Source organism: Cystobacter fuscus, assembly GCF_044360685.1.
Lineage (GTDB): Bacteria > Myxococcota > Myxococcia > Myxococcales > Myxococcaceae > Cystobacter > Cystobacter fuscus_C.
Genome location: NZ_CP043491.1, coordinates 7905968 through 7925077, shown reverse-complemented (window position 1 = coordinate 7925077; position 19110 = coordinate 7905968). Strand labels below are relative to the sequence as shown.

Annotated in this window: 16 protein-coding genes; 7 read left to right on the top strand and 9 right to left on the bottom strand. The window is 69.0% G+C overall.

Annotated features, from left to right (window positions below; translation table 11 throughout):
• The gene (locus tag F0U63_RS32360) at nt 1-1242 is read right to left on the bottom strand and encodes a threonine aldolase family protein (protein WP_395835861.1); all 1242 of its coding nucleotides are present in this window, start codon (nt 1240-1242) and stop codon (nt 1-3) included.
• 126 nt (nt 1243-1368) lie between these two features.
• Here F0U63_RS32360 and F0U63_RS32355 point away from each other — a divergent pair, with 126 nt between their 5' ends.
• The gene (locus F0U63_RS32355) at nt 1369-2469 is read left to right on the top strand and encodes a HEAT repeat domain-containing protein (RefSeq protein WP_395835859.1); all 1101 of its coding nucleotides are present in this window, start codon (nt 1369-1371) and stop codon (nt 2467-2469) included.
• 229 nt (nt 2470-2698) lie between these two features.
• Here F0U63_RS32355 and F0U63_RS32350 read toward each other — a convergent pair whose 3' ends face one another.
• Nucleotides 2699-3913 carry a type II toxin-antitoxin system HipA family toxin gene (locus tag F0U63_RS32350; RefSeq protein WP_395835857.1) on the bottom strand — a complete coding sequence of 405 codons (1215 nt, stop codon included), beginning with the start codon at nt 3911-3913 and terminating at the stop codon, nt 2699-2701.
• Complete coding sequence (locus tag F0U63_RS32345; protein ID WP_395835855.1) at nt 3913-5511, bottom strand: DUF262 domain-containing protein; 1599 nt, start codon at nt 5509-5511, stop codon at nt 3913-3915. The genes F0U63_RS32350 and F0U63_RS32345 overlap by 1 nt, the downstream gene beginning before the upstream one ends.
• Nucleotides 5512-5663: 152 nt before the next feature.
• Between F0U63_RS32345 and F0U63_RS32340 the strand changes: the two genes are divergently transcribed.
• On the top strand, nt 5664-7289 hold the full coding sequence (locus F0U63_RS32340; protein ID WP_395835853.1) for a HEAT repeat domain-containing protein: 1626 nt from the start codon (nt 5664-5666) through the stop codon (nt 7287-7289).
• 87 nt (nt 7290-7376) lie between these two features.
• Here F0U63_RS32340 and F0U63_RS32335 read toward each other — a convergent pair whose 3' ends face one another.
• Nucleotides 7377-8921, bottom strand: a complete 1545-nt coding sequence (locus tag F0U63_RS32335) for a M4 family metallopeptidase (RefSeq protein ID WP_395835851.1) — start codon at nt 8919-8921, stop codon at nt 7377-7379.
• A gap of 221 nt (nt 8922-9142) precedes the next feature.
• Here F0U63_RS32335 and F0U63_RS32330 point away from each other — a divergent pair, with 221 nt between their 5' ends.
• The 3 genes from F0U63_RS32330 to F0U63_RS32320 are packed head-to-tail and all read left to right on the top strand — an operon-like array spanning nt 9143 to nt 11055.
• Nucleotides 9143-9577, top strand: coding sequence for an organic hydroperoxide resistance protein (locus F0U63_RS32330; RefSeq protein ID WP_395835849.1), 435 nt, complete (start codon nt 9143-9145; stop codon nt 9575-9577).
• A gap of 23 nt (nt 9578-9600) precedes the next feature.
• The gene (locus F0U63_RS32325) at nt 9601-10044 is read left to right on the top strand and encodes a MarR family winged helix-turn-helix transcriptional regulator (RefSeq protein WP_395835847.1); all 444 of its coding nucleotides are present in this window, start codon (nt 9601-9603) and stop codon (nt 10042-10044) included.
• Between the two features lie 48 nt (nt 10045-10092).
• On the top strand, nt 10093-11055 hold the full coding sequence (locus F0U63_RS32320; protein ID WP_395835845.1) for a hypothetical protein: 963 nt from the start codon (nt 10093-10095) through the stop codon (nt 11053-11055).
• A gap of 10 nt (nt 11056-11065) precedes the next feature.
• Here the strand turns inward: F0U63_RS32320 and F0U63_RS32315 are convergent, their stop codons facing one another.
• Nucleotides 11066-11446, bottom strand: a complete 381-nt coding sequence (locus F0U63_RS32315) for a VOC family protein (RefSeq protein WP_395835843.1) — start codon at nt 11444-11446, stop codon at nt 11066-11068.
• 232 nt (nt 11447-11678) lie between these two features.
• Here F0U63_RS32315 and F0U63_RS32310 point away from each other — a divergent pair, with 232 nt between their 5' ends.
• On the top strand, nt 11679-12134 hold the full coding sequence (locus tag F0U63_RS32310) for a hypothetical protein (protein WP_395835841.1): 456 nt from the start codon (nt 11679-11681) through the stop codon (nt 12132-12134).
• A gap of 8 nt (nt 12135-12142) precedes the next feature.
• Here the strand turns inward: F0U63_RS32310 and F0U63_RS32305 are convergent, their stop codons facing one another.
• A complete protein-coding gene (locus F0U63_RS32305; protein WP_395835839.1) occupies nt 12143-13177 on the bottom strand; it encodes an ATPase in 1035 nt (344 codons plus the stop codon).
• Between the two features lie 189 nt (nt 13178-13366).
• Here F0U63_RS32305 and F0U63_RS32300 point away from each other — a divergent pair, with 189 nt between their 5' ends.
• Nucleotides 13367-14086 (top strand): hypothetical protein, encoded by a 720-nt coding sequence (locus F0U63_RS32300; protein ID WP_395835837.1) that lies wholly within the window; start codon nt 13367-13369, stop codon nt 14084-14086.
• A gap of 18 nt (nt 14087-14104) precedes the next feature.
• Here the strand turns inward: F0U63_RS32300 and F0U63_RS32295 are convergent, their stop codons facing one another.
• The 3 genes from F0U63_RS32295 to F0U63_RS32285 are packed head-to-tail and all read right to left on the bottom strand — an operon-like array spanning nt 14105 to nt 19079.
• Nucleotides 14105-14938 (bottom strand): hypothetical protein, encoded by an 834-nt coding sequence (locus tag F0U63_RS32295; protein WP_395835835.1) that lies wholly within the window; start codon nt 14936-14938, stop codon nt 14105-14107.
• A gap of 14 nt (nt 14939-14952) precedes the next feature.
• On the bottom strand, nt 14953-17970 hold the full coding sequence (locus tag F0U63_RS32290) for a CehA/McbA family metallohydrolase (protein ID WP_395835833.1): 3018 nt from the start codon (nt 17968-17970) through the stop codon (nt 14953-14955).
• Nucleotides 17971-17984: 14 nt separating this feature from the next.
• Nucleotides 17985-19079, bottom strand: a complete 1095-nt coding sequence (locus tag F0U63_RS32285; protein WP_395835831.1) for a hypothetical protein — start codon at nt 19077-19079, stop codon at nt 17985-17987.
• Nucleotides 19080-19110: the final 31 nt, after the last annotated feature.

The window sequence follows — 19110 nt, the reverse complement described above, 5'->3', positions numbered from 1 at the left end:
TCACGCGGGTTCGAGCAGCCGGAGGAAGGCGCGCACGGCCTGCGCGTCATCGAGGCCCGCGAGCCCTTCACCCACCTGCAATTCCGTCTCGACGACTCCTGGGACGCGTGTCTGGCCGAAGCCGTTCGCCACCCAGATGGAGTCCTCGCGCGCGATGCGATCCCTCTGGCGAGAGAACGCGGCGGGATCCCCGCGCAGGAAGACCCGGAACATGTTGGTCTGCACGGGCCTGGGGAGCACCACGAGGCGGGAGTCGGCGGCGAGCGCCTCGGTGAGGGACTTCGCGCGCTGGACGTAGGAGGGAATGCGGCCCAGGACCTGGTCCAGGCGCATGGCCGCGGAGGCGACGTAGGGCAGCATCTGGAAGATGTTGCCCCCGTGCCGGTGCCTCCACATCCGCGCCGTGCGGATGAAGTCCTTCCCGCCCACCACCATGGCTCCGCCCAGGGCGCCCACCATCTTGTAGAAGGAGACGTACACGGAGTCGAAGCCCCGGCAGATGTCCGCGTATGAGCGGCCATAGAAGGGCTGGCTTTCCCACAGCCGGGCGCCATCCATGTGCAGCTTCACCCCGCGCTCGCGGCACGTGTGCTTGAGCTCCTCGAGTTGCTCCCACGAGGGCAACTGCCCGCCCAACCAGCGCACGGGCATCTCGACACTGACCATGCCCAGACGCTCACGGGCATTGCGCACGTCCTCGGCGATCACGGGCCGGGACCAGGGGCAGAGGAGCACGGGCTGGAGCCCGTGGAGCACGGTGTGGCTGTCGTCCTCGTGCAGCACGTGGTGGGAGGACGGGTGGAGTCCCACGGTCCGAGTGCCCCCCTCGTCCGCGTAGATGCGCAGCGCGATGAGCTGGCCCATGGTGCCGGTCGGCATGAAGCACCCGTCCTCGAAGCCGAGCCGTTCCGCGACGCGACGCTCGAAGGACTGGATGAACTCGCTGTTGCCGTACACGTCGGGCTGGAGGCCCTGGTCGCGAATCCACTCACCCAGGCGGATCAACTCGGTGCCCGCGTCCGCGGAGGAGTTCAGATTGAACGCGGCGCGGCAGCTTCGCCGCAAGTGGTCGCCTTGCACGGGAGCGGGTCCGGTTGGCCCGGGCTTCGGAGCGGTGGGACTCGGGGTCGTCTTCCCGGAGGGCTTGGGCGCGGCATCCGCCGGACGTGGAAGGAGGGAGGAGCCCGCCAGCAGGCTCGTGAGGGAGAGGAACTCTCCCCGGCTGAGGTGTCGAGGGTTCACGCGGGAGTCTCCAGGAAGGTGTCGTGCGGTCCGCAGTGGAGCACGAGATGTGGCTGGAGCCTCGTGTGAAAAGTGTTGTCTCGGGAGTGAGCGGCGCGAGGCTGGAAGCCTCTATGCTGCGCGGGCATGCGTGACTTCGCTGATATCTCTCGCCTGGAGACCGAGGCACTCCGCTCGCTGCTCGAGACGGGGGCTGCACCCGAGCGCGTCCGCGCCGCCTGGGCCCTGGCCTTGCGCCTGGGGGGGATGATTCGTCCCGAGCTGATCCAGGACTCGATGACCGAGCCGCATCCGGGAGTGCGGCGGCATCTGGTCGTCGTGCTCGCGGGCTACCAGGAGCGGGCGGTGCTGGCCACCCTCGCGCGGCAGGACCTGGATGCGGAGGTGCGCGCCGTGGCTTGCCAGTACCTCGCGATGCTCGGCCGCTCCGAGGACACCGATTCCTGGAGGGTGCTCCACGAGCGGTTGGAGGCGGATACTTCCGCCGAGGTGCGCCGGGCCTGCATCGCCTCCCTCCCGTCTCACACGCCCGACTTCGTCCGAAACGCCGTGGCTGGCGTGGTGGGAGATGAGAGCCTCGACGTGCGGCGCGAGGCCGCCTGCAAGTGGCTGGAGTGGGCCGGAGGATTGCCAGACGTGCTCGTGGCCCGTGTGACACTCGAGCCCGATCCGGAACTGCGCCGGGAGCTGGTGCGGCGCGGATGCGCCGTGGACGGGGGACGCTCGCTCCTGAAGGCCCTGCTGGATGCCCCGGAGGAGACGCTCCGGCTCGTGCTGGAGACCTGCGCGGAGCGGGAATACCGGCTGCCCTGGTCGCTCCTCCAGCCCATCTCCCGGCGTGGGCGGCCCGGATTGGACTCGCTCCTGATGGATGTGTTGGAGGCGGACGCCCCGGCCGAGGTGATCGTGTGGTTGCTGATGGTGGCGCTGCGCTTCTGGCGCGATCCCTCCCAGGATTACGACGATGAGGTGGCCCGGGCGGCGTATGAGGCTCTCGGCTGTCTGGCGTCACGGCTCGAGGCGGGTCACCTCGGGGAGCCGGATGCACGAGCCAGAGCGCTCGCCCACGAGCTGAGGGAACTCCTGGCCGAGGAGCGGCGCCGGCTCCTCCCCGCCCATCGCGAGTGGTGTGATGCGCCCGAACACGAGGAATGCCTGGTCGAGGAATGGGGGCTCGACGGGATGATGGAGTTGCTCGGGCGCATCCGCGGTACCTCCGGCTCCTAGCGAGACAGGACATTCAGTGCGCGGGTGGCATTGGCGTCTCGGCTGGCCTTGCCGTTGTAGCCCTCGTTGATGCGCTTGGTGACGGTGTCGAAGGGAGGTCATCTCTTCGAAGTCGCGGAACTCGGCGCTCTCGTGCGCGAGGAATACCGTTTGGTGGCGCGGGGTGTTGATGACCTCCGCTGCTATGATCAAGGCGTGGCGTTGGGCAGGCTCTCTCTTCTCACGGGAATCAAAGCCCTCGAACGAGCGGAGAGTGCGCGATGTGCTCGTCGACAACCTTCCGATGCTCAGGCTGAGCGCGGTGACGGATCGTGGTCCATTCATCTAAGCAGCGCCGTACAAAGTCGCGCCCAGTCCGTTCGAAGTCCGTTTCGTGACCGTGCGTGCGTAGGAACTTCTCGACTCGCACGATGTGATCCCAACTGATCCGATCTAGGACCTTTTCCTTTGCCAGCGGCAGCGCGAGATCTTGGGGCAGGTACTGACGGACGCACACGAAGTCGTAGGCGGGTGACAGTCGGGCCGTTCTTCCGTCCGGGTAGATAAGCGACCAATTTTTCAGGTGTGCGTCCGTATTACAACAAATCAGGAGGAAAAGGACCCGCCGCAGGTACTCAGCGAGATCCTCGGGGCCGCAGAGGTCTCCGATGAAGCGCGCGAGCCCATCAAGGCTCCATCCCGTGTACTTGCGCTCCGGAGGAATTCCGCGCACTTGGGCGAAATCCTCTTGGTGTACGCGGCTGCCATCGTGGCCTCGGTCATAGCGTTCGATTGCGAAGACGTACTCGCCGAGTGCCCAGAAGCGGTTGTCCAACCCCTCAATGTCCCGCGCCGCGATGAGCCGATGTCGGGGCACCTTCAGTCCTGAGGCAGCCGCCCAGTCCATCGTGACGGACTCGTTCTCCGGGAGCTTCGGGTATGTCTCCGATCCGAATTTGAGAATCCACCGCCCTCCCATACCCCGGAAGGGCAGGGTGAAGCGTTGCTCGGCGCTCTCAATGGCAGAAAACTTCAACTGGACGCCGCCTAGAGAGAAGCGTAACCCGTCGTCAACCGAGGGGACGATCGTTCCAGGCTCGTCGAACGCGCGCGCTCGGGGCGGCACGATCACCTTGTCCGTCATCGGGCGGACGATGACTGCGCCGGGGAGATCCTCGCCGACGACCGCCAGGGTGGCGGCCGCGTTCTCCGGCGAGAATTGCGCCTGAACCATGGCCTGAAGAGCGCCTTCTGGAAGAAGGTTGGCAAAGAACGTCGGCAGCTCACCCGGGACGCTTGATTGACGGAAGATCCGGTGCTCTCGACGTTCCTCGAATTGCTGCCCGAGCACTGGTCGCGGACGCATGGAGGCGTAGGTCTCGTCGACGACGAACGAGATGATCCCCGTGTGCTCCTCACGAATTATCGCACCGATCCGAATTGTATTCAGGAATACGTCGAGCATCAGGCGGACTCCGCATCGAAATACGCGTCCAGCGGAGGACGGTCGTGATCTGTGTCGTCTACTCCCGTCCACTCTCGAAGCGTAGCCTGCACATAATGTGCAAGGACATTGGTGCGCTGGGCGCTGAAGGTCGCGGCGTCGCCAGCCAGAAGCGCATCCAGCGTCGCGTTGTCCAGGCCATGACTCTCAAGGGTCAGCTTGTCTGGTCGCGTGCTGAGTTCGGAGAGGTCGAACTTTGGGTGCAGCAGGTAGTCGGCAATGGTTCTGCTCTCGTCTATGACCGCGCTCGGGACGAGGTCCTCCTTCTCAATTAGCGCACCAAGCGCGAGGGGTTGCCCCCGGTCTTCTCCGGTAAGCCACCGTGGTTCCATTGCGGCGAGAGCGACGAGTTCGATCCGCGTTCTCGCCGTCCTCCGGTTGAAGGGCTGTAGCGGCGCCTTGATCTCTGCGGCGATGTCGATTCGGTTTCCAATTTTCAAGAGGCGCTGAACCGTCTCGTGCTGGTCGGATCCAATGGCCTGCCACTTCGGCTGGTCAGTCTTGTTATCCGTCTTGTGATCGCCGCTCAAATTGCCCCGCCAAAACCAGCGGGCTAGCAAGACGCGGTTACGGTCGTGCAACTTCGGGTGAGCGTCGAAAAGTTTCGCGAGAGTCGCGATGACACCACCGTACGGAAGCCAGTCGATGTGAGGAACGCCACAGTCCTCTGCCAAGAATTCTACCGTCCGCACGAGCGCCTGTGACACGCGCGCAAAGAGCGTTGGCACCTCGTTCGCCGAGAGCGCATCCACTAGCTTCGCGCTGGGCAACTTGCCGGCGACTGCGAGTGCCGCGCGTTCAATCTGCTTCCCCTCGAGTTCGCCGAATCCCACCTGTGTGAGTTCGGCGCGAACCCTATCGATAGGCTTGCCCCCCTCGCGCGTCGCGTGAAGCGCTTCGAACACTTCGTCAGTGCTGAGCGCGCGGCGATTCCTGTTCATCCGGGCGAACATGACTTTCACGACGCCTTCGTACTCAGCGTCGAATGGCACGAGGTACGCAGGCAGGAGATACTCGCGCAGTCGACTCGCAATCTGATCGGCTCGATCGCTGAACTCGTCGGGCAAGGCGCGTTCGCGGAGCCACTTGTTCAAGAGAGCGGAACTCGCGAGCACGTGGGTTGGAACCCAGTGGGGTGGCGGTGCGCGTTTTCGGGCCCCGAGGACGAACGAGTTTGCCTGGAGATCGAAGTAGATTGGCCGGTATGCTCCCGAGTGCTCGTCGAGAAGTGCCATTGCTAGAGTCGATAGGCGCTGCTGCCCGTCTACAACCCATAATGCCTCCTTTACCTCTCCCACGTCCGCCGTAAACCCGCCCAATACGACGCGCTCGGCGGGCGCAGCGCCCTGGGCGAGTAGCAGAGTACCGGCTGGGAAGCCCTTCTGGAGGCTGTCGAAGAGCAGGCGTCGGTCTTCGTCCTGCCAACGGAATCGACGCTGGAAGTATGGGACGCGCACCTTCCCGGTCCGGATGAGATCGAGTAGCTTCGCGACGCTGTACGTCTTTGTCTCAAGCGCCGTCGTGCTTAGCCCCTCTGCGACGCGGTTGTTGCTCGACATCGATTGACCCTCCCGCCGCAGGGCGCGGCTTGCCCACTCTATACCCAGGGCCCTAGATTACTTCCGAAGTGAGCGCAGAGTCCTAGATTCCCGAGTGCTCCTCGCGCATTCGCGCCGCTGGTCTCGCCAGCCGCTTTCCCTCGGCGATCAACGTGTCCATCTCTCCCCGATTCGTCTGGTCCTCGCGCTCGGGCATTCGCGCGCAACTGTTGACCTTCCTGGAGTCACTGCCTGCAGGGGACTTCGACGCGCGAGTCCGCGTGCTCCGGTTGTTGCGCCTGTTCGGCGGCGAGGACGAGCTGCCCCTCGTGCGGGCGCTCCTGCTCAATCCCCGGGAACACTTCACCGTGCGCTCCTGGGCGCTCGGACTGGGCTTGCACCTGGGCCTGCGGCTCTCGGGCGCCGAACTCTCCGGGCTCGTGGGCGCCAGCGCGCTCTCGCCGTCCCAGGAAGACGCCCCGTGCCTGGAGGCGTACCGGTGCCTGCGCCTGGTGCGGGCGGAGGAGGACATCTCCTGGGTGGAGGCGACCCTGCTCCGGTGGTCCGCCTGGGAGCGCGCGGACCTGCTCATCCAGTCGAGGCGCGAAGGCGAGCCGCTGCCCGCGCCCGTCCTGACGTGGCTGTACAGGCGCTGGTGCGAGGATGATCGGCGGGCCCTGGAGCGGGAGCCGGGAGGCCCGGAGCGCAACCTCCAGGTCGCGGCGGCCACCTGGACGCGGCCGGAGTCGTGGGCACTGCTCGCCCGGGAGTCGCGGAACCTGCCTTCCGAGGGACCCATGCCCCGGGAAGCCCTGCACCAGTTGTTGAGCGCCGATCCCGAGGCCCTGCACCAGGCGGCGAAGGCCCTGCGCCTGCCCCTGCCCACGCTCCTGGTCTGTCTCGGGCGGGAGGGACTGCTGCGGCGTCTGGAGGAGGTGCTGCATGCCCAGAGCCTCTCGCTGAACGTCGCCTATGGGCTGATGCCCTCTCCGGAGGACTACCCGCGCGCCCTCGAGGTGCTGGCGGAGTGGCCCGAGGCCCGTGCGTTGCGGCTGCGCGTCCTGTGTGACTTCGGCGTGGCGCTCGAGCTCCGGAGGGAGCTGCTGCGGCAGCTCTTCCAACGGGAGCGGGCCACGGCGCTGCGCTGGGCCCTGGCCGCGGGGAAGTGGCCCGAGAACCTGCCCCTGGTGCGCACGGTGCTGCGGGAGGCCGCGGGCTCGGCCGAGCCGGGGGACCGTCCGCTCTTCCTCGCGGCGCTGTCGGGGACGGATGACGCGGCGGCGTGCTTCGCCCTCGAGGGGTTGCTCGCCCTGGACGAGTCCGGCCCGGCCTGGCTCGAGCGGCTCGAGGCGCTGCTCTATTCCGCGCATCCGCTGGTGCGCGTGCGCGCGGCGGCGGGGCTCCTGCGGTGGGGGCGAGCGGAAGGGGGCGAGCTGTTGAGGCGCACCGCGCGGGAGTCCGACGAGCCGTGGTTGCGCGCCGAGGCGTTGCGCTGGCTCGGAGTGCTGGACGCCCCGGGGCACGTGGAGCTGTTGGAGCGGGGGCTGCGGGACGAGACGTGGGAGAAGAGGCTGTGGCCCGGCGCGGACGAAGCCGCCTGGGCTCTGTTCCGGTGGGGAACGCCCGAGGCGCTCGGGGCCCTGCTCACCGCCTGGCTGCACGGCGGCACCGCCGATGTCGAGGACTACCTGGAGGCGCACCTGGCTCGTCAGGAGGGACGCCCCTTCAAGCACCTGCCTCCGCCCCGGACGCGGGCCCTCGTGGCCCGGTACATCGAGCAGCCCTTCGCGGGCGGATAGCGGCGGAACAGAAGAAGTGGAACAAAAGCGACGGGCCGGTTCCCCCCGCCAGGGAAACCGGCCCGCATCAACAAGACTGGGCTGGACTCAGTTCACGCTGACGGCGGACCAGGCGGCGGCCACGGCCTTGTACTGGGTGCTGGTCGAGCCGAAGAGATCCGCGGCGGCGCTGAGGGTGGCGGTGCGGGCGCCGGCGTACTTGGTGCTCGAGGTCATGTACACGGTGAGCGCGCGGTACCAGATCTTCTCCGCGGCGGAGCGGCCGATGCCGGTGATCGTGGAGCCGTTGCAGGTGGTGCTGCCCGTGGAGCCCTCGGCCAGCAGGTAGAAGAAGTGGTTGGCCACGCCGCTGGAGTAGTGCACGTCCAGCGAGCCCACGGAGCTGGACCAGCAGTTGACCGACTTGCCGTCCTTGGAGGGGTTGGCCATGTAGCGCAGCGCGTCGCCGGCCTTGCTCGGCGTGTAGATCTTCTCGCCGATGAGGTAGTCGCCCGGGTCGCTGGCGTTGGCGGCGTAGTACTCCACCATGGTGCCGAAGATGTCGCTGGTGGCCTCGTTGAGGCCGCCGGACTCACCCGAGTAGACGAGGCGCGCGGTGCGGCTCGTCACGCCGTGGGTCATCTCGTGGCCCGCCACGTCGATCGCCGTCAGCGGGGTGAAGGTCGTGCCGTCGCCATCGCCGTACGTCATGCAGAAGCAGCTGTCGGACCAGAAGGCGTTGTTGTACTTGCTGCTGTAGTGCACGCGGTTGTAGCCCGTGCCGCCCGCGCCATCGATGCCGTTACGGCCGTGGACGTTCTTGAAGTAGTCGTACGTCTTCTGGATGCCGTAGTGGGCGTCCACGCCCGCCGACGCCGCGTTCGAGGTGGTGCCGTTGCCGAAGCTGCTGGTGGTGCTGGTGAAGACGCTTCCGCCGCTCGTGCCGTTGGCCAGGTTGAGGGTGTAGAAGCCATTGCCGCGCGAGGGATCCCTCATCTCGTAGCCGGTCGAGGTGCTGTTGGTGGCGATGGACACCGAGCCCAGGTAGAGCGAGTTGCCCGTGCTGGTGGTGGCGGCGGTCTCGATCTCGTCCGCGGTCTCGAGCACCTCGCCCGTCTGCGCGTTGACCACCACGTGCAGGATGCTGGGCGTCCCGTCGTCCTTGACGCCCTCGAGCACCACCTCGTAGGCCGCCACCGGCTTCTCACCCCGGGCGAAGACGACGAGCTCCGCGGAGGCGGCACCCGTGTCGCGCTTGCCGACGAAGGCGCGCTCGGCGAGCTGCGTGGCGCGCGCGGCGCTCAGCGAGGGCTTCACGCTCAGGCCCTGGAGGCTCTCCGGGCCGGCGTGGGTCAGCTCGCGCAGGGCGCCGTTCTCGCTCTGGTGCGCCACGAAGTCGCCGCCGAGCACGCGCAGCCCCTGGAAGCGCCGGTCGAACCGGACGTGGCTGTCCCCGTTGTCATCCAGGATGGCGCCGCGCGCCACGAACTCCTCGCCCGCCTGCTGGCGGCTCTTCAGGGCCGCCTGGGCCTGGGCTACCGCGCCCGCGCCCTCGACCACGTCGAGTTCGACGGAAGAGGTCACGGTGTTGGAGGTGCTGCCACAACCGACGAGCGTCAGGGTCGCCAACGAGGCCAACAGCGTACGAGACATGGGGTCGCTCCGGGGACAACGAGGCGGCATGCCTTCTATCAATTGGATTCATCCAAGTAAATAAGGTTTTGGGAGGAATCATGGGTATCCGGATTTGTCTTGTATTTGGGCTGCAAAACATCGGTCGGGGGGAGCGGATATGAATCGTGCACGATTCAGTTGCGTTCGATTCAGATTGGGATAGATTCACCTCACACCGCAGTTCCAACCGGAGAACATCCATGAGCCAGACCCCTGTTGCCCTCGAGAAGCGCCTGTACACCGCCGTTGCCACCGCCACCTCTGGCCGCGAGGGCCGCGCCAAGACGGACGATGGCCTGCTCGACGTCGCGCTGGCCCCGCCGCGCGCCCTGGGTGGCAATGGCAACGGCACCAACCCCGAGCAGCTCTTCGCCGCGGGCTACGCGGCGTGCTTCGGCAGCGCGCTCGGCCACGTGGCCCGCGCGAAGAAGATCACCACGGGCCCGGTGAGCATCACCGCCAACGTGACGATCGGCTCGGTGGGGCAGGGCTTCGGGCTGGCCGTGGAGCTCACCGCCTCCATTCCCGAGCTGCCGCGCGACCAGGCCGAGGCGCTGCTGCACGCCGCGCACCAGGTGTGCCCGTACTCCAACGCGACGCGTGGCAACATCGCCGTTGACCTGCGCCTGGCCTGAGCGAAGGCTAGATTGGAAAGGTGATGACCGACGTTCTTCGACTCGATGATCAGCTCTGCTTCGCGCTCCACGCGGCCTCCCGCGCGATGACGGGCGCGTACCAGCCCCTGCTCGAGGAACTCGGCGTCACCTATCCGCAGTACCTCGTCCTCATGGCGCTCTGGGAGGAGGATGGCGCGCGGGTGTCGCGGCTCGGCGAGCGGCTCTACCTCGACTCCGCGACCCTCACGCCGCTGCTCAAGCGCCTGGAGTCCCGGGGGCTGGTCGAGCGCCGGCGCAGCCGTGTGGACGAGCGCGTCGTCGAGGTCTTCCTCACCCCCGAGGGAAAGCGGCTCGAGCAGCGGGCGCTGGAGCTGTTTCCCCAGCTCGCCTGCAAGACGCGGCTGTCGCTCGGGGAGCTCGTGCGCCTGCGTGACACGCTGAAGAAGCTCACACGGACGCTGCACGAGGCCACCGGGGAGGAGTAGCCGCCGGGGGTTTTCCGGTGGGCCACCTTCCTGCTACGTCCGCCGTGCATGGATGAGAACCGCACGCTGCGTGACGAGCTGGAACGGGTCCAGGGGGAGCTGCGCCAGTCGAAGGAGGCACTGGCCCGGCTGCGGGCGCACCATGCCCGGGAGCGGGATTCGCTCGTGCGCCAGTTGGAGGAGGCGCATCGCGAGCTGGCCACGCTGCGGGCCCGGGTCTCCGAGGCTCCCTCGCGGGAGGCGCCCCCCCGGGCTTCCGCGAGCACGGCGGCTCCCCCGTCGGGAAGACTCACGGGCAGCACCGGGCTCGTGGCGCTCCTCGAGGTGCCCGCGCTCCAGGACGAGGCGGCCCTGCGGCGGCTGGAGACGGCGAGCCGGTTGGGGCTGGCCGATCTGCGCCTGCGTCTGGCGGCGCCGCCCCCCATCGTCCTGGCCCGGCTGCCCCCTCGGGAGGCCCGGAGTCTCCGGGACGCACTGCGCGCCGAGGGCTTCAAGGCCGTGGACGGAGAGATGCCCTCCCGCGCCGCGAGTCCACTGCCCGTGCGCCGCTTCGTGCTGGGGCAGACGGGGCTGCGGTTGGAGGGGGCGCGGGGCGAGCGCATGGAGGTGCAGTGGCGGGAGTGGCGCCTGCTGGTGCTCGGCCGGCGGAGCACCGTCTCGGAGGAGACGCAGGTGGAATCCTTCTACGATCACCGGGGCGTCAAGCAGACGCGGACCGTGGACGTGCGCGAGGAGGCCACGGCCCACTTCCTGTGGGGGTATGGCGAGGGGCTGTGGTTGTCGTTCACGCCGGAGACGGACTACACGGGCCTGGGCGAGCGGCGGGGGCTGTCTCACCTCGCCAGTCTCCAGGCCCTGGTGGAGACGGTGCGCGAGCGGGCGCCCCAGGTGGTGTCCGATGACAGACTCCTGAGGATGGCCACGCTGTCGCTGCCCCTGGTGGACGCGGATCGCGCCCACGAGGCGCTCGCCGAGCTGCTCTGGCAAGCCGTCCTGGACGGGCTGTTGTAGGCCCCGCGGCTCAGGGCCACGTATTGGCGTTGCTGGAGTCCAGGGGGCCGCGCTGGGGCCGGACGATGCAGAAGCGCTGGCCCGAGGGGGCCTCCATGACCCACCAGCGCTTGACGAACGCCACCCGCTTCGCCCCGAGCGCCTCGAGCCGGAGGACTTCCGCGTCCAGGTCGTCCGTCTCGATGTCCAGATGGATGCGGCCGGGATGGTCCACCTGCTGGACCAGGAGGATGGGTTCCTGGGGCTCCGTCGACAGCTCGCGGTAGGTGGGGCTCTCGGGCTCCGGCGGCTTGACGGCTCTGCCGAGGGCCTGGCTCCAGAACGTGGTGGCCGCGTCGAGGTCGTCGGTCTTGCAGTCGATGACGAAGGTACTGAGCCGGCTGTGGTGCATGGCTTCTCCTGGGGAAGGGCTGCGGGCCCCCTATACCGCGCCTTGTGGCCTCGCGGGCAACAGCCGGGGTGGGTGATGAGGAATTGTGACAGTCCTTGCCCGTGTCTTGTTGCCTCGAGAGCAACAGATTGGAGGGAGGGGAGGATGGAATTGGCGGGAATGGATGAGAGGAATTGACGTGCCCGGGCGAGGTTTGTACGGTGACAATCACACCCGCCCCCCGGAGTCGAACATGAAGCACTCGCTGCTCATTCTCGCGACGCTTGTCCTTTCCATCGTGTCTGGCTGTGGAGGAACGGAAGTGGAGACCGGTGAGGAACTCCTGGCGCAGAGCCAGAGTGCCCTTTCCACCTGTTCGACGACCTGCTCGAACGGAAACACCATCTCCTGTCAGGGGACGAGCTGCTCCGCCTCGGATGGTGTCAGCGTGACGTGTGATGGCAACACCACGTACTGTGGGCTGGTTCCCGTGCCGATCTGCTCGCGCTTGGGCAACTCGTGCTCGAACGTCAACGGGCAGTCGTGTATCTCCGGCACCACGCGCAACTGCTGCATCGGCGGCTCCAATACGGGGACCTGCATCTGCAGGAGCTCGAAGTGGTCGTGCCCGCTGGTGGTGGATCCCGGCCCCCTGGATCCCGGGCCGCTGGAGCCCTGGGATCCCTCGCCCGTGAAGCCTCGCCTGTAGGCCTGGCCTCAGCCCGCCCGGCGCAACGCCTCGCGGCCGGCGCGCAGTCCCTCGCGCACGGAGTCCAGGAGCTGCTCCGAGCGCAAGGGGCCCGACAGGAAGTCCCGGGCGCCCAGGGACCGGGCCCGCGCCTCGTCGCGCGAGCGGCCCACGAGCACGAGCTGGGCGCGCATGCCCCGCCGCTTCACGCTCTCCACGGATTGCAGCGGCGCGAGCACCACCTCGCGCGCGCTCGCCTTGCGCACGTCCTCGGTCCGTCCCACCCGGGCGCGCAGGCCGCCTTCCTCCAGCAGCGCCATCAGCCCCCGCGTCGCCTTCACGCCCCAGCCGTACACCCACACCTCCGGCGGGAGCTCCTTCGGGGCCATGGGGAGCACATCCACCCGGCGCAGCTCGGGCTCGGTGAGGCGCTGGGACTCGGGGGTCTCGTGCGTCAGCGGCAGCATCACCGGTAGCCCGTCCGGAGCCTCGACGGACACCTGGGCCTGGCGCTGGAGCATCTGTCCCATCAAGAAGCACTCGGAGCGCTCCGTCACCAGGGGGAGCTGCTCGTCGGCCTCGGGCAGGGGAATGGGCTCCACCGGGCGCCGCGCGTCGAGCAGGTGGGGGTAGTAGAGCCGCTCGATGGCCTGGGAGATGGCGGCGTCGGTGGCCAGCAGCGTCACCACGCGCGCCTTGCCCGTGCGCCGCGCCACCTCGTCCAGGGCGAGCGGATCCGCGGGCGCCGCGGTGGCCACCACGAGCACCGAGTCGCGCGGACCTTCCTGGCGCAGGGGGATGACGCGGCAGCTCTCCGCCACGCTCACGGGCAGCACGTCCACGAGCTGGGGATCCAACAGCTCTGCGTCCAGGTCCACCGTGGGCAGTTGCACCTGGGAGGCGAGCAGCTCCAGCACCTGGCGCGCGGAGCAGAAGCCCATGTCCACCACCACCTGGCCCAGCGGAACGCCCCACTTGTGGTGGTAGCCCAGGGCCGCCCGGAGCTGCAGCTCGTCCACGAGCCCGTTCTCCCGAAGCAGATCCCCCAGCTTTTTCTTCCGCATTCCCGTGACCTCTGATGGTGAGTCGTCGAGCGCGCTCCTTGCGTCCGGCGTGCCAGCCCCGGTGGGACGTGGGGCGCACGCGGTTGCCCGTGCTCGCGCGCGGTGGAGGGGGGCTCGGGAGGGCGGAAGAGGTGACAGCGCTCACCAGGGTGGTGACAACCGTCACCAGCTTTTCCTAGGGTCGCTGGCATGGCTTCCAAGATTTCCGATGAATGGCGGGTGCGCGCTCACGGTCCCCTCGAGCAGCTCGCCGAGAACCTGTGGCGCGTGGAAGGGTCCCTGCCGAACATGTCGCTCAAGCGCGTCATGACCGTCGCGCGCCGGGGGGACGGCTCGCTCGTCATTCACAACGGCATCGCCCTGGGCGACAAGGAGCAGCGGGAGCTCGAGGCCCTGGGGCCGCCCGCGGTGCTCATCGTTCCCAACGGGATGCATCGGCTCGACGCGCCCGCCTACAAGAAGCGCTACCCGTCGCTGCGGGTCTTCGCGCCCAAGGGCAGCCGCGCCAGGGTCGAGGAGGCCGTGCCCGTGGACGGCACCTATGAGGACTTCGCGGCCGATGACGCGGTTCGCCTGGAGATGCTGCACGGCGTGAACGACATGGAGGGAGCGATGCTCGTGCGCTCGAGGGATGGCACGACGCTGGTGCTCAACGACGCGCTCTTCAACATGGATCGCAAGAAGGACTTGCTCGGCTGGCTCTTCACCACGGTGTTGGGCTCGGCGCCCGGACCGCGGGTGTCCCGGCTGTCGAAGCTGGTGTTCGTCAAGGATCGCAAGGCGCTCCGGGAGGACTTCGAGCGCTACGCGGCGCTGCCCGGGCTCGTGCGGCTCGTCGTCTCGCACGAGAAGGTGGAGCACGGCAGCCAGGCGGCGCTCGCCCTGCGTCAGGCCGCGACGTACCTGTAGAGCGGCGCGGCCCCGGGCTCACAACCGCCAGGTGAACTTGAGTCCACCGGCGGCCAGGGCCCGCTCGGCGCCGAGCACGGGCAGGCTCGCGCCCAGCTCCGCGCCGAAGTGCTCGCCCGCGCTGAAGCGCACCCCCAGGGTCGGCGCCACGGAGTCGAGCACCGCCCGGCGGCCGAAGCGCGCGTTGGCATCCAGCACGACGGCGAAGGGCCGGCAGACGATGTACTCGACGCCCACGTTCACCAGGACACCAGCCCGGGGCAGGGACGCGGCGGCGCCCAGGCCCAGGTCTCCATCCACGCCCGCGTAGCCGTGCACGTCGAAGCGCTCCGTGGGCCGGTAGAGCAGGGCGGCGCCCACCTCCGCGCCCGCGGTCCGCGTCCGGGGGCTCGCGAAGGAGGTGGGCAGTTGCAGGCGCACGCTGGGCGCCAGCACGAAGGCCCCGCGCGACAGCACCGCCCAGGTGGCCCCCGCCGTGAGCTGCCCCAGGGCCACGTCCGTGCCGGTGAGCGAGGCGTTCTGCACGTACTGGATGCGTGGGGCCTCCAGGGTGGCGAAGACCTCCAGGTCCGGGCGCACCGCGACACTGCCGGACACCACGCCCGAGCCGGTGACGGCGCCGTAGAGGTTGTGGGTCTCGATGATGGCGTTGCCCTGGATGCCCAGGCCCACCTCGGTGCGCGGGCAGGTGCGGCGTCCGGTGGAGACATCGGCGGAGAGGAAGCCCAGGGCCACGGGGCCCTCGGCGAGCGCGGGAGAGAGCCACCGGGAGCACCCGCCCTCGTCGGCGCGGGCGGCGGCGGGCACGAGCAGCAGGGCGGCGAGCGCGGCGAGCAGTCGGAACATGGTCACGGGAGATCCTCGGTTCACGGAGCGGTCACGCCGGGGGCCTCGAAGCGTCCGTTGCCATTCCGGTCGAGGATGAAGGGGTTGGTGAAGGCCATCGGGTAGCCGCCGTTGATCACCTGGGCGAAGTGGAACAGCGGATCCGCCTCGCTGGTGGGGAGCACGGCGGAACGCAGGGGGCCGGACGAGGAGCCCGGGGCGATGTCGCCGCGGTCCACCACGCCATCCCCGTTGTTGTCCCCGGTGTCGGGGATGCCATCGGGCTCGGAGCTGCCCACGCCGCCGAAGTCCGCGGTGGGTTGCAGCCGGGTGCCGGCCTCCACCACGAGCCACGCGTCCCCGGGGACGGTGACGAGCTCGGACAGCGGGAGGCTGCCCTCGTAGCGCACGAGCCCCGAGTCACCGAAGGCATCCACCGGGCGGGCGAGCTCTCCACCGCTCAGCGTCCGCACGAGGCGGCCGTTGACGATGATGCGCACCTCGTCCACGGGCACCCACGGGGCGGCGGAGACCTTGAGGCGGAGCCGGGCATCGGCCGAGGGCACCACGGGGGTGAGGCCATAGCGCCGGGGCCCGCCGGTCGTGTCGAGCGTGGCCTCGATGACGGGCCCGTTGGTGCCGAAGGAGCCACCGGCCTTCAGGGCGGCGTTGAAGCGCGCGGTGTCGAAGCCGGGGCCGGCCGAGGTGTCCGCGTAGACGATGTTGCGGGGCACGCCCACGGTGTTGTCGGTGAGGCTGTGCGAGTCGCTGTTGGCGGTGCCCACGACGAGCTGGCCCTGGCCGAGCACGTAGAACCAGAAGGCGCGGTAGGAGGGGAGCAGACTGTTGTCCGAGCCGTTCATGACCTCCTGGGTGTGCTGGCCGTTGTTGGCGAAGCCTCCCTTGGGCGAGCGCACGTAGAGGCCCGCGTTGGTGCCGTCGTCCGTGGTGGGCAGGTTCTTTCGGGTGTCGAGTGCGAGCGCGCGGGGGAAGCCCAGGTCCCGCCCGAACTCCTGGTTGGCCCACGGGTGGTTGAGCTGCACGATGAGCTGCTCGCGCAGGGGCTCGGGGGCGCTGGCCTTCACGCGGTCGAACAACTCACCGGGCTCGACGCGCTCGTCGTCCGGGGCGCCGTTGCGCGGCTTCGTCGGGTCGTACTCGAGCGGCCAGAAGTTGTAGTGGCCCACCACGAGCGGGATGTCATAGCCGTGGCGCTTGAGCCAGAGGATGTGGCCGGTGGTCTCCAGGCCCGCCACGGTGCTCATGTGCTCTTGCAGACCCAGGCCCTGGACGACCTGGCTGTAGTCGTAGACGACGTCATGGTCGCTGGCGACGATGACCTCCAGGTCCGTGGCGGCGAAGGACAACACGCGATCCTGGTCGGGCAGGGAGCTGTCGAAGCTGGCGGCGCCGTGCACGTGCAGGTCCGCGCTCACGGTGCCGGAGGGCTGGAGCGGCAGCTTCTTCAACGTGAAGTCGAGCGCCGTGTCCGTGTCGCCGAAGGACACCGACTCATGGGCGAGCGTCCAGAAGGGGCCCTTGAAGGCATAGACGTGGAAGCGGCCCTGGGGGACTTCCACCTGGGCGAAGCCGTTGACGACGAGGAAGCGGTTGCACGCGGGCGAGGGGCCCGCGGGAGAGCCGAGCCACGGGGCGCAGGAGGTGAAGGCGCCGTGCAGGGAGCCTTGGGTGTCCTGCCGGGTGGCGGCATCCACCGGGACGAGGAAGACCTCGGCGGTGAGCGGGGCGAACGTGTCCGTCTCCGACACGTTCACCGTGAGCCGGGTGTGCGAGGGCTCGGCGAACGTGCCCAGCTCCACGTCCTCGTTCACCACGTCGAGCTGCCGGTCCGCCACCTTGCGGCCGAAGGCATGCACCTCCACGGCGTACTTTCGCCCGGCGGGCACCCGGGCCTCGAAGCGGCCCGCGCTGTCGGGTGTCACCTGGCTCCAGGGGATGCGCTTGCTCTTGTCGGCGGACAGCTCTCCCTCGCTGATGAACACGCTCAGCTCGTGCCCGGGCTCACGGGGGGGCGCGCGGCGGTTCACCGTTCCGCGCAGGGTCACGTACTTCTCGCCCCGCAGCGCCTGCCGCAGCTCCAGCGCGAGGTTCACGGCGGAGGCCGCGTCGCCCCGGTCGCCCACGGCGAGGAAGCGCTCGAAGACGAGGTAGTCCCGGGGCGGCACCACGGTGCGCGGCAGTCCGGAGAGGGAGATCTGATCGCTCTGGAAGCCCTCCACGGTGTCCTTGGGTCCACAGGCCACCTGCGCGTAGCTCACGCCGGGCTCGGAGGGGAGCGCGGCGGCCAGATAGGGCACGCGGCTGTAGACATCGCCGATGGTGAGCAGGCTGAAGGAGGGGTGCGAGTAGCCCGTGCCGGGCGCGGACGTGAAGGGCAGCGCCTCGCGGCCACTCCAGTAGAAGCCGTCCGCGAGCGCCCAGAGTTGGGGATCCACGGAGGCGTTGAGCACCTCGGTGCGCACGCGCACGCCCGGCTCGCATGGCCGCATCTCATAGAGGGTGTGGATGGGGAACTCGGGCCGGCCGTCGAGCGTGCCGTCGAGCTGCACCGCCACGCGCCGGGGCCGCTCGTCGATGAGCCGCATGGACGTGTAGTGCGCGGCGTCCGCGGGGAGCACGCCCACCACGGAGAGCATCTGGTTGAGGCCGTCGTTGTTCGCGCCGCGCACGCCCAGGTCGAGCAGCGAGCCGCCATTGGGATCCAGCAGGTGGGCGTTGCCGATGCCGGCGATGACGGCCACCGCCCTGTCATTGCCCAGGAGGATGTCTCCCCGGGAGGCGATGGCGTTGAGCCCACCGGGCACGGTCTCGCTGCCGCCGGACGGGGCATGGCTGCCCACGCGCGTGTCCTCGGAGGTGAGCACGCGCAGCTCCAGGGCCGGGCCGGATGCGGCTTCACACGCGTAGCTCAATGCCTCGCAGGGACTGGAGACCTGGCAGGACGCCTCGTTGCCGAGGCAGCTCTCCTTCTTGCAGCCGGCGAGGGTGAGCCCGAACAGGGCGAGGCTCGCGGCCAGGAAGCGAAGGGGGATGGGCATGGCGGGGCGTTGTATCAACCGCCGAGGGTCCGCCTCCAGTCATGCCATCCCCGAGCGGCGTGGCACGTGTCACCGAGGAGATCCAGGAAGAGCGAGGGGCTGGCCGCCTTCAACGCATCGCGATTCCGCCAGGCACCTGACGCGTCGAGCCGGCGCACCGCGCCATCCAGGAGCGCGCCTGCCTGCCGGATGGCTTCGAGCTGCGTGGCCGTGGGAGTCCAGCCCGTCTCGTCGCGGTAGCGGCCGAGCGTCTCCAGCCAGTGCCCGTGGAACTTCATCATCTGGAGAAGCACGGGGAGCCGGTGGGAGGGGAGGGTGGAGGTGAGGGCGGCGTCGTATTGGCGGGACTCGGAGGCGAGCCGGTAGAGAAGCAGGTCCACCTGGGTGTCGAGCCGGGAGCCCCAGGCGGCGCGCACGGTGGGGTGGCGCGCGTGGGAGAGGACGGCCTGGACGAGGTGCAGTCCGCCACAGGGGTGGGCGTAGAGGCCCTGGTGGCGCTTGGGCACCTGGGGAAGACCCGCCTTCATGCCCGCGAGCAGCTCGGCCTCCTCGCGCTCGAGCAGCGCGAGCGCCTCGTCCATCACCGCGTCGAGGCGCACGGTGGAGCCGTCCCGCGTCGTGAAGGAGGCGTTGGGGGGGAGGGCATGGGAGAGGGCGTCGAGTGTCCAGGCTCCCTCGGGGGAGAGGGCGGAGTCCCGGCGGAAGTCCCGCTTCAGGTCCTCCACGAGGGCGCCGAGGGTGATGGGACCCCAGGAGGCTCGGAAGGAGTGGGAGGGGGCGAGGCCCGTGAGCAGCAACGTCTTCACCAGGAGGTGGGGGTGGGGCTCCACGGGCGTGCCGTTGGCGGTGGTGGGATCGAAGCGGAGGTCGGCGCCGGGGGAGGAGCCCTCGCGGTGGAGGAAGTCGGAGACGATGACCTGCACGGCGAGGCGTCCATCGCGGGCCCGGAAGGAGCGGCCCTCGGAGAGGAGGCCGTGGGCGAGCGCCCAGGGGTTCTGGGGGTCCGCCGCTCCCATGCGGCAGTGTTCGCGGAGCAACGCTCCGGTGGGCGGACGAGCGGCCGGGGTAGCCGACAGGAGCGCGGCGAGGACGAGGGCGGCACCAGTCATGGGGGTGTACTATCGCCGTGTCTCATCCCGA

Excerpts from the sequence above, each read along its gene's own strand:
- F0U63_RS32300 (WP_395835837.1), top strand. The coding sequence starts at position 13,367 with ATGGCTTCCAAGATTTCCGATGAATGGCGGGTGCGCGCTCACGGTCCC.
- F0U63_RS32350 (WP_395835857.1), bottom strand. The coding sequence starts at position 3,913 with ATGCTCGACGTATTCCTGAATACAATTCGGATCGGTGCGATAATTCGT.
- F0U63_RS32355 (WP_395835859.1), top strand. The coding sequence starts at position 1,369 with ATGCGTGACTTCGCTGATATCTCTCGCCTGGAGACCGAGGCACTCCGC.
- F0U63_RS32335 (WP_395835851.1), bottom strand. The coding sequence starts at position 8,921 with ATGTCTCGTACGCTGTTGGCCTCGTTGGCGACCCTGACGCTCGTCGGT.
- F0U63_RS32330 (WP_395835849.1), top strand. The coding sequence starts at position 9,143 with ATGAGCCAGACCCCTGTTGCCCTCGAGAAGCGCCTGTACACCGCCGTT.
- F0U63_RS32320 (WP_395835845.1), top strand. The coding sequence starts at position 10,093 with ATGGATGAGAACCGCACGCTGCGTGACGAGCTGGAACGGGTCCAGGGG.
- F0U63_RS32310 (WP_395835841.1), top strand. The coding sequence starts at position 11,679 with ATGAAGCACTCGCTGCTCATTCTCGCGACGCTTGTCCTTTCCATCGTG.
- F0U63_RS32305 (WP_395835839.1), bottom strand. The coding sequence starts at position 13,177 with ATGCGGAAGAAAAAGCTGGGGGATCTGCTTCGGGAGAACGGGCTCGTG.
- F0U63_RS32285 (WP_395835831.1), bottom strand. The coding sequence starts at position 19,079 with ATGACTGGTGCCGCCCTCGTCCTCGCCGCGCTCCTGTCGGCTACCCCG.
- F0U63_RS32345 (WP_395835855.1), bottom strand. The coding sequence starts at position 5,511 with ATGTCGAGCAACAACCGCGTCGCAGAGGGGCTAAGCACGACGGCGCTT.
- F0U63_RS32290 (WP_395835833.1), bottom strand. The coding sequence starts at position 17,970 with ATGCCCATCCCCCTTCGCTTCCTGGCCGCGAGCCTCGCCCTGTTCGGG.
- F0U63_RS32315 (WP_395835843.1), bottom strand. The coding sequence starts at position 11,446 with ATGCACCACAGCCGGCTCAGTACCTTCGTCATCGACTGCAAGACCGAC.
- F0U63_RS32325 (WP_395835847.1), top strand. The coding sequence starts at position 9,601 with ATGACCGACGTTCTTCGACTCGATGATCAGCTCTGCTTCGCGCTCCAC.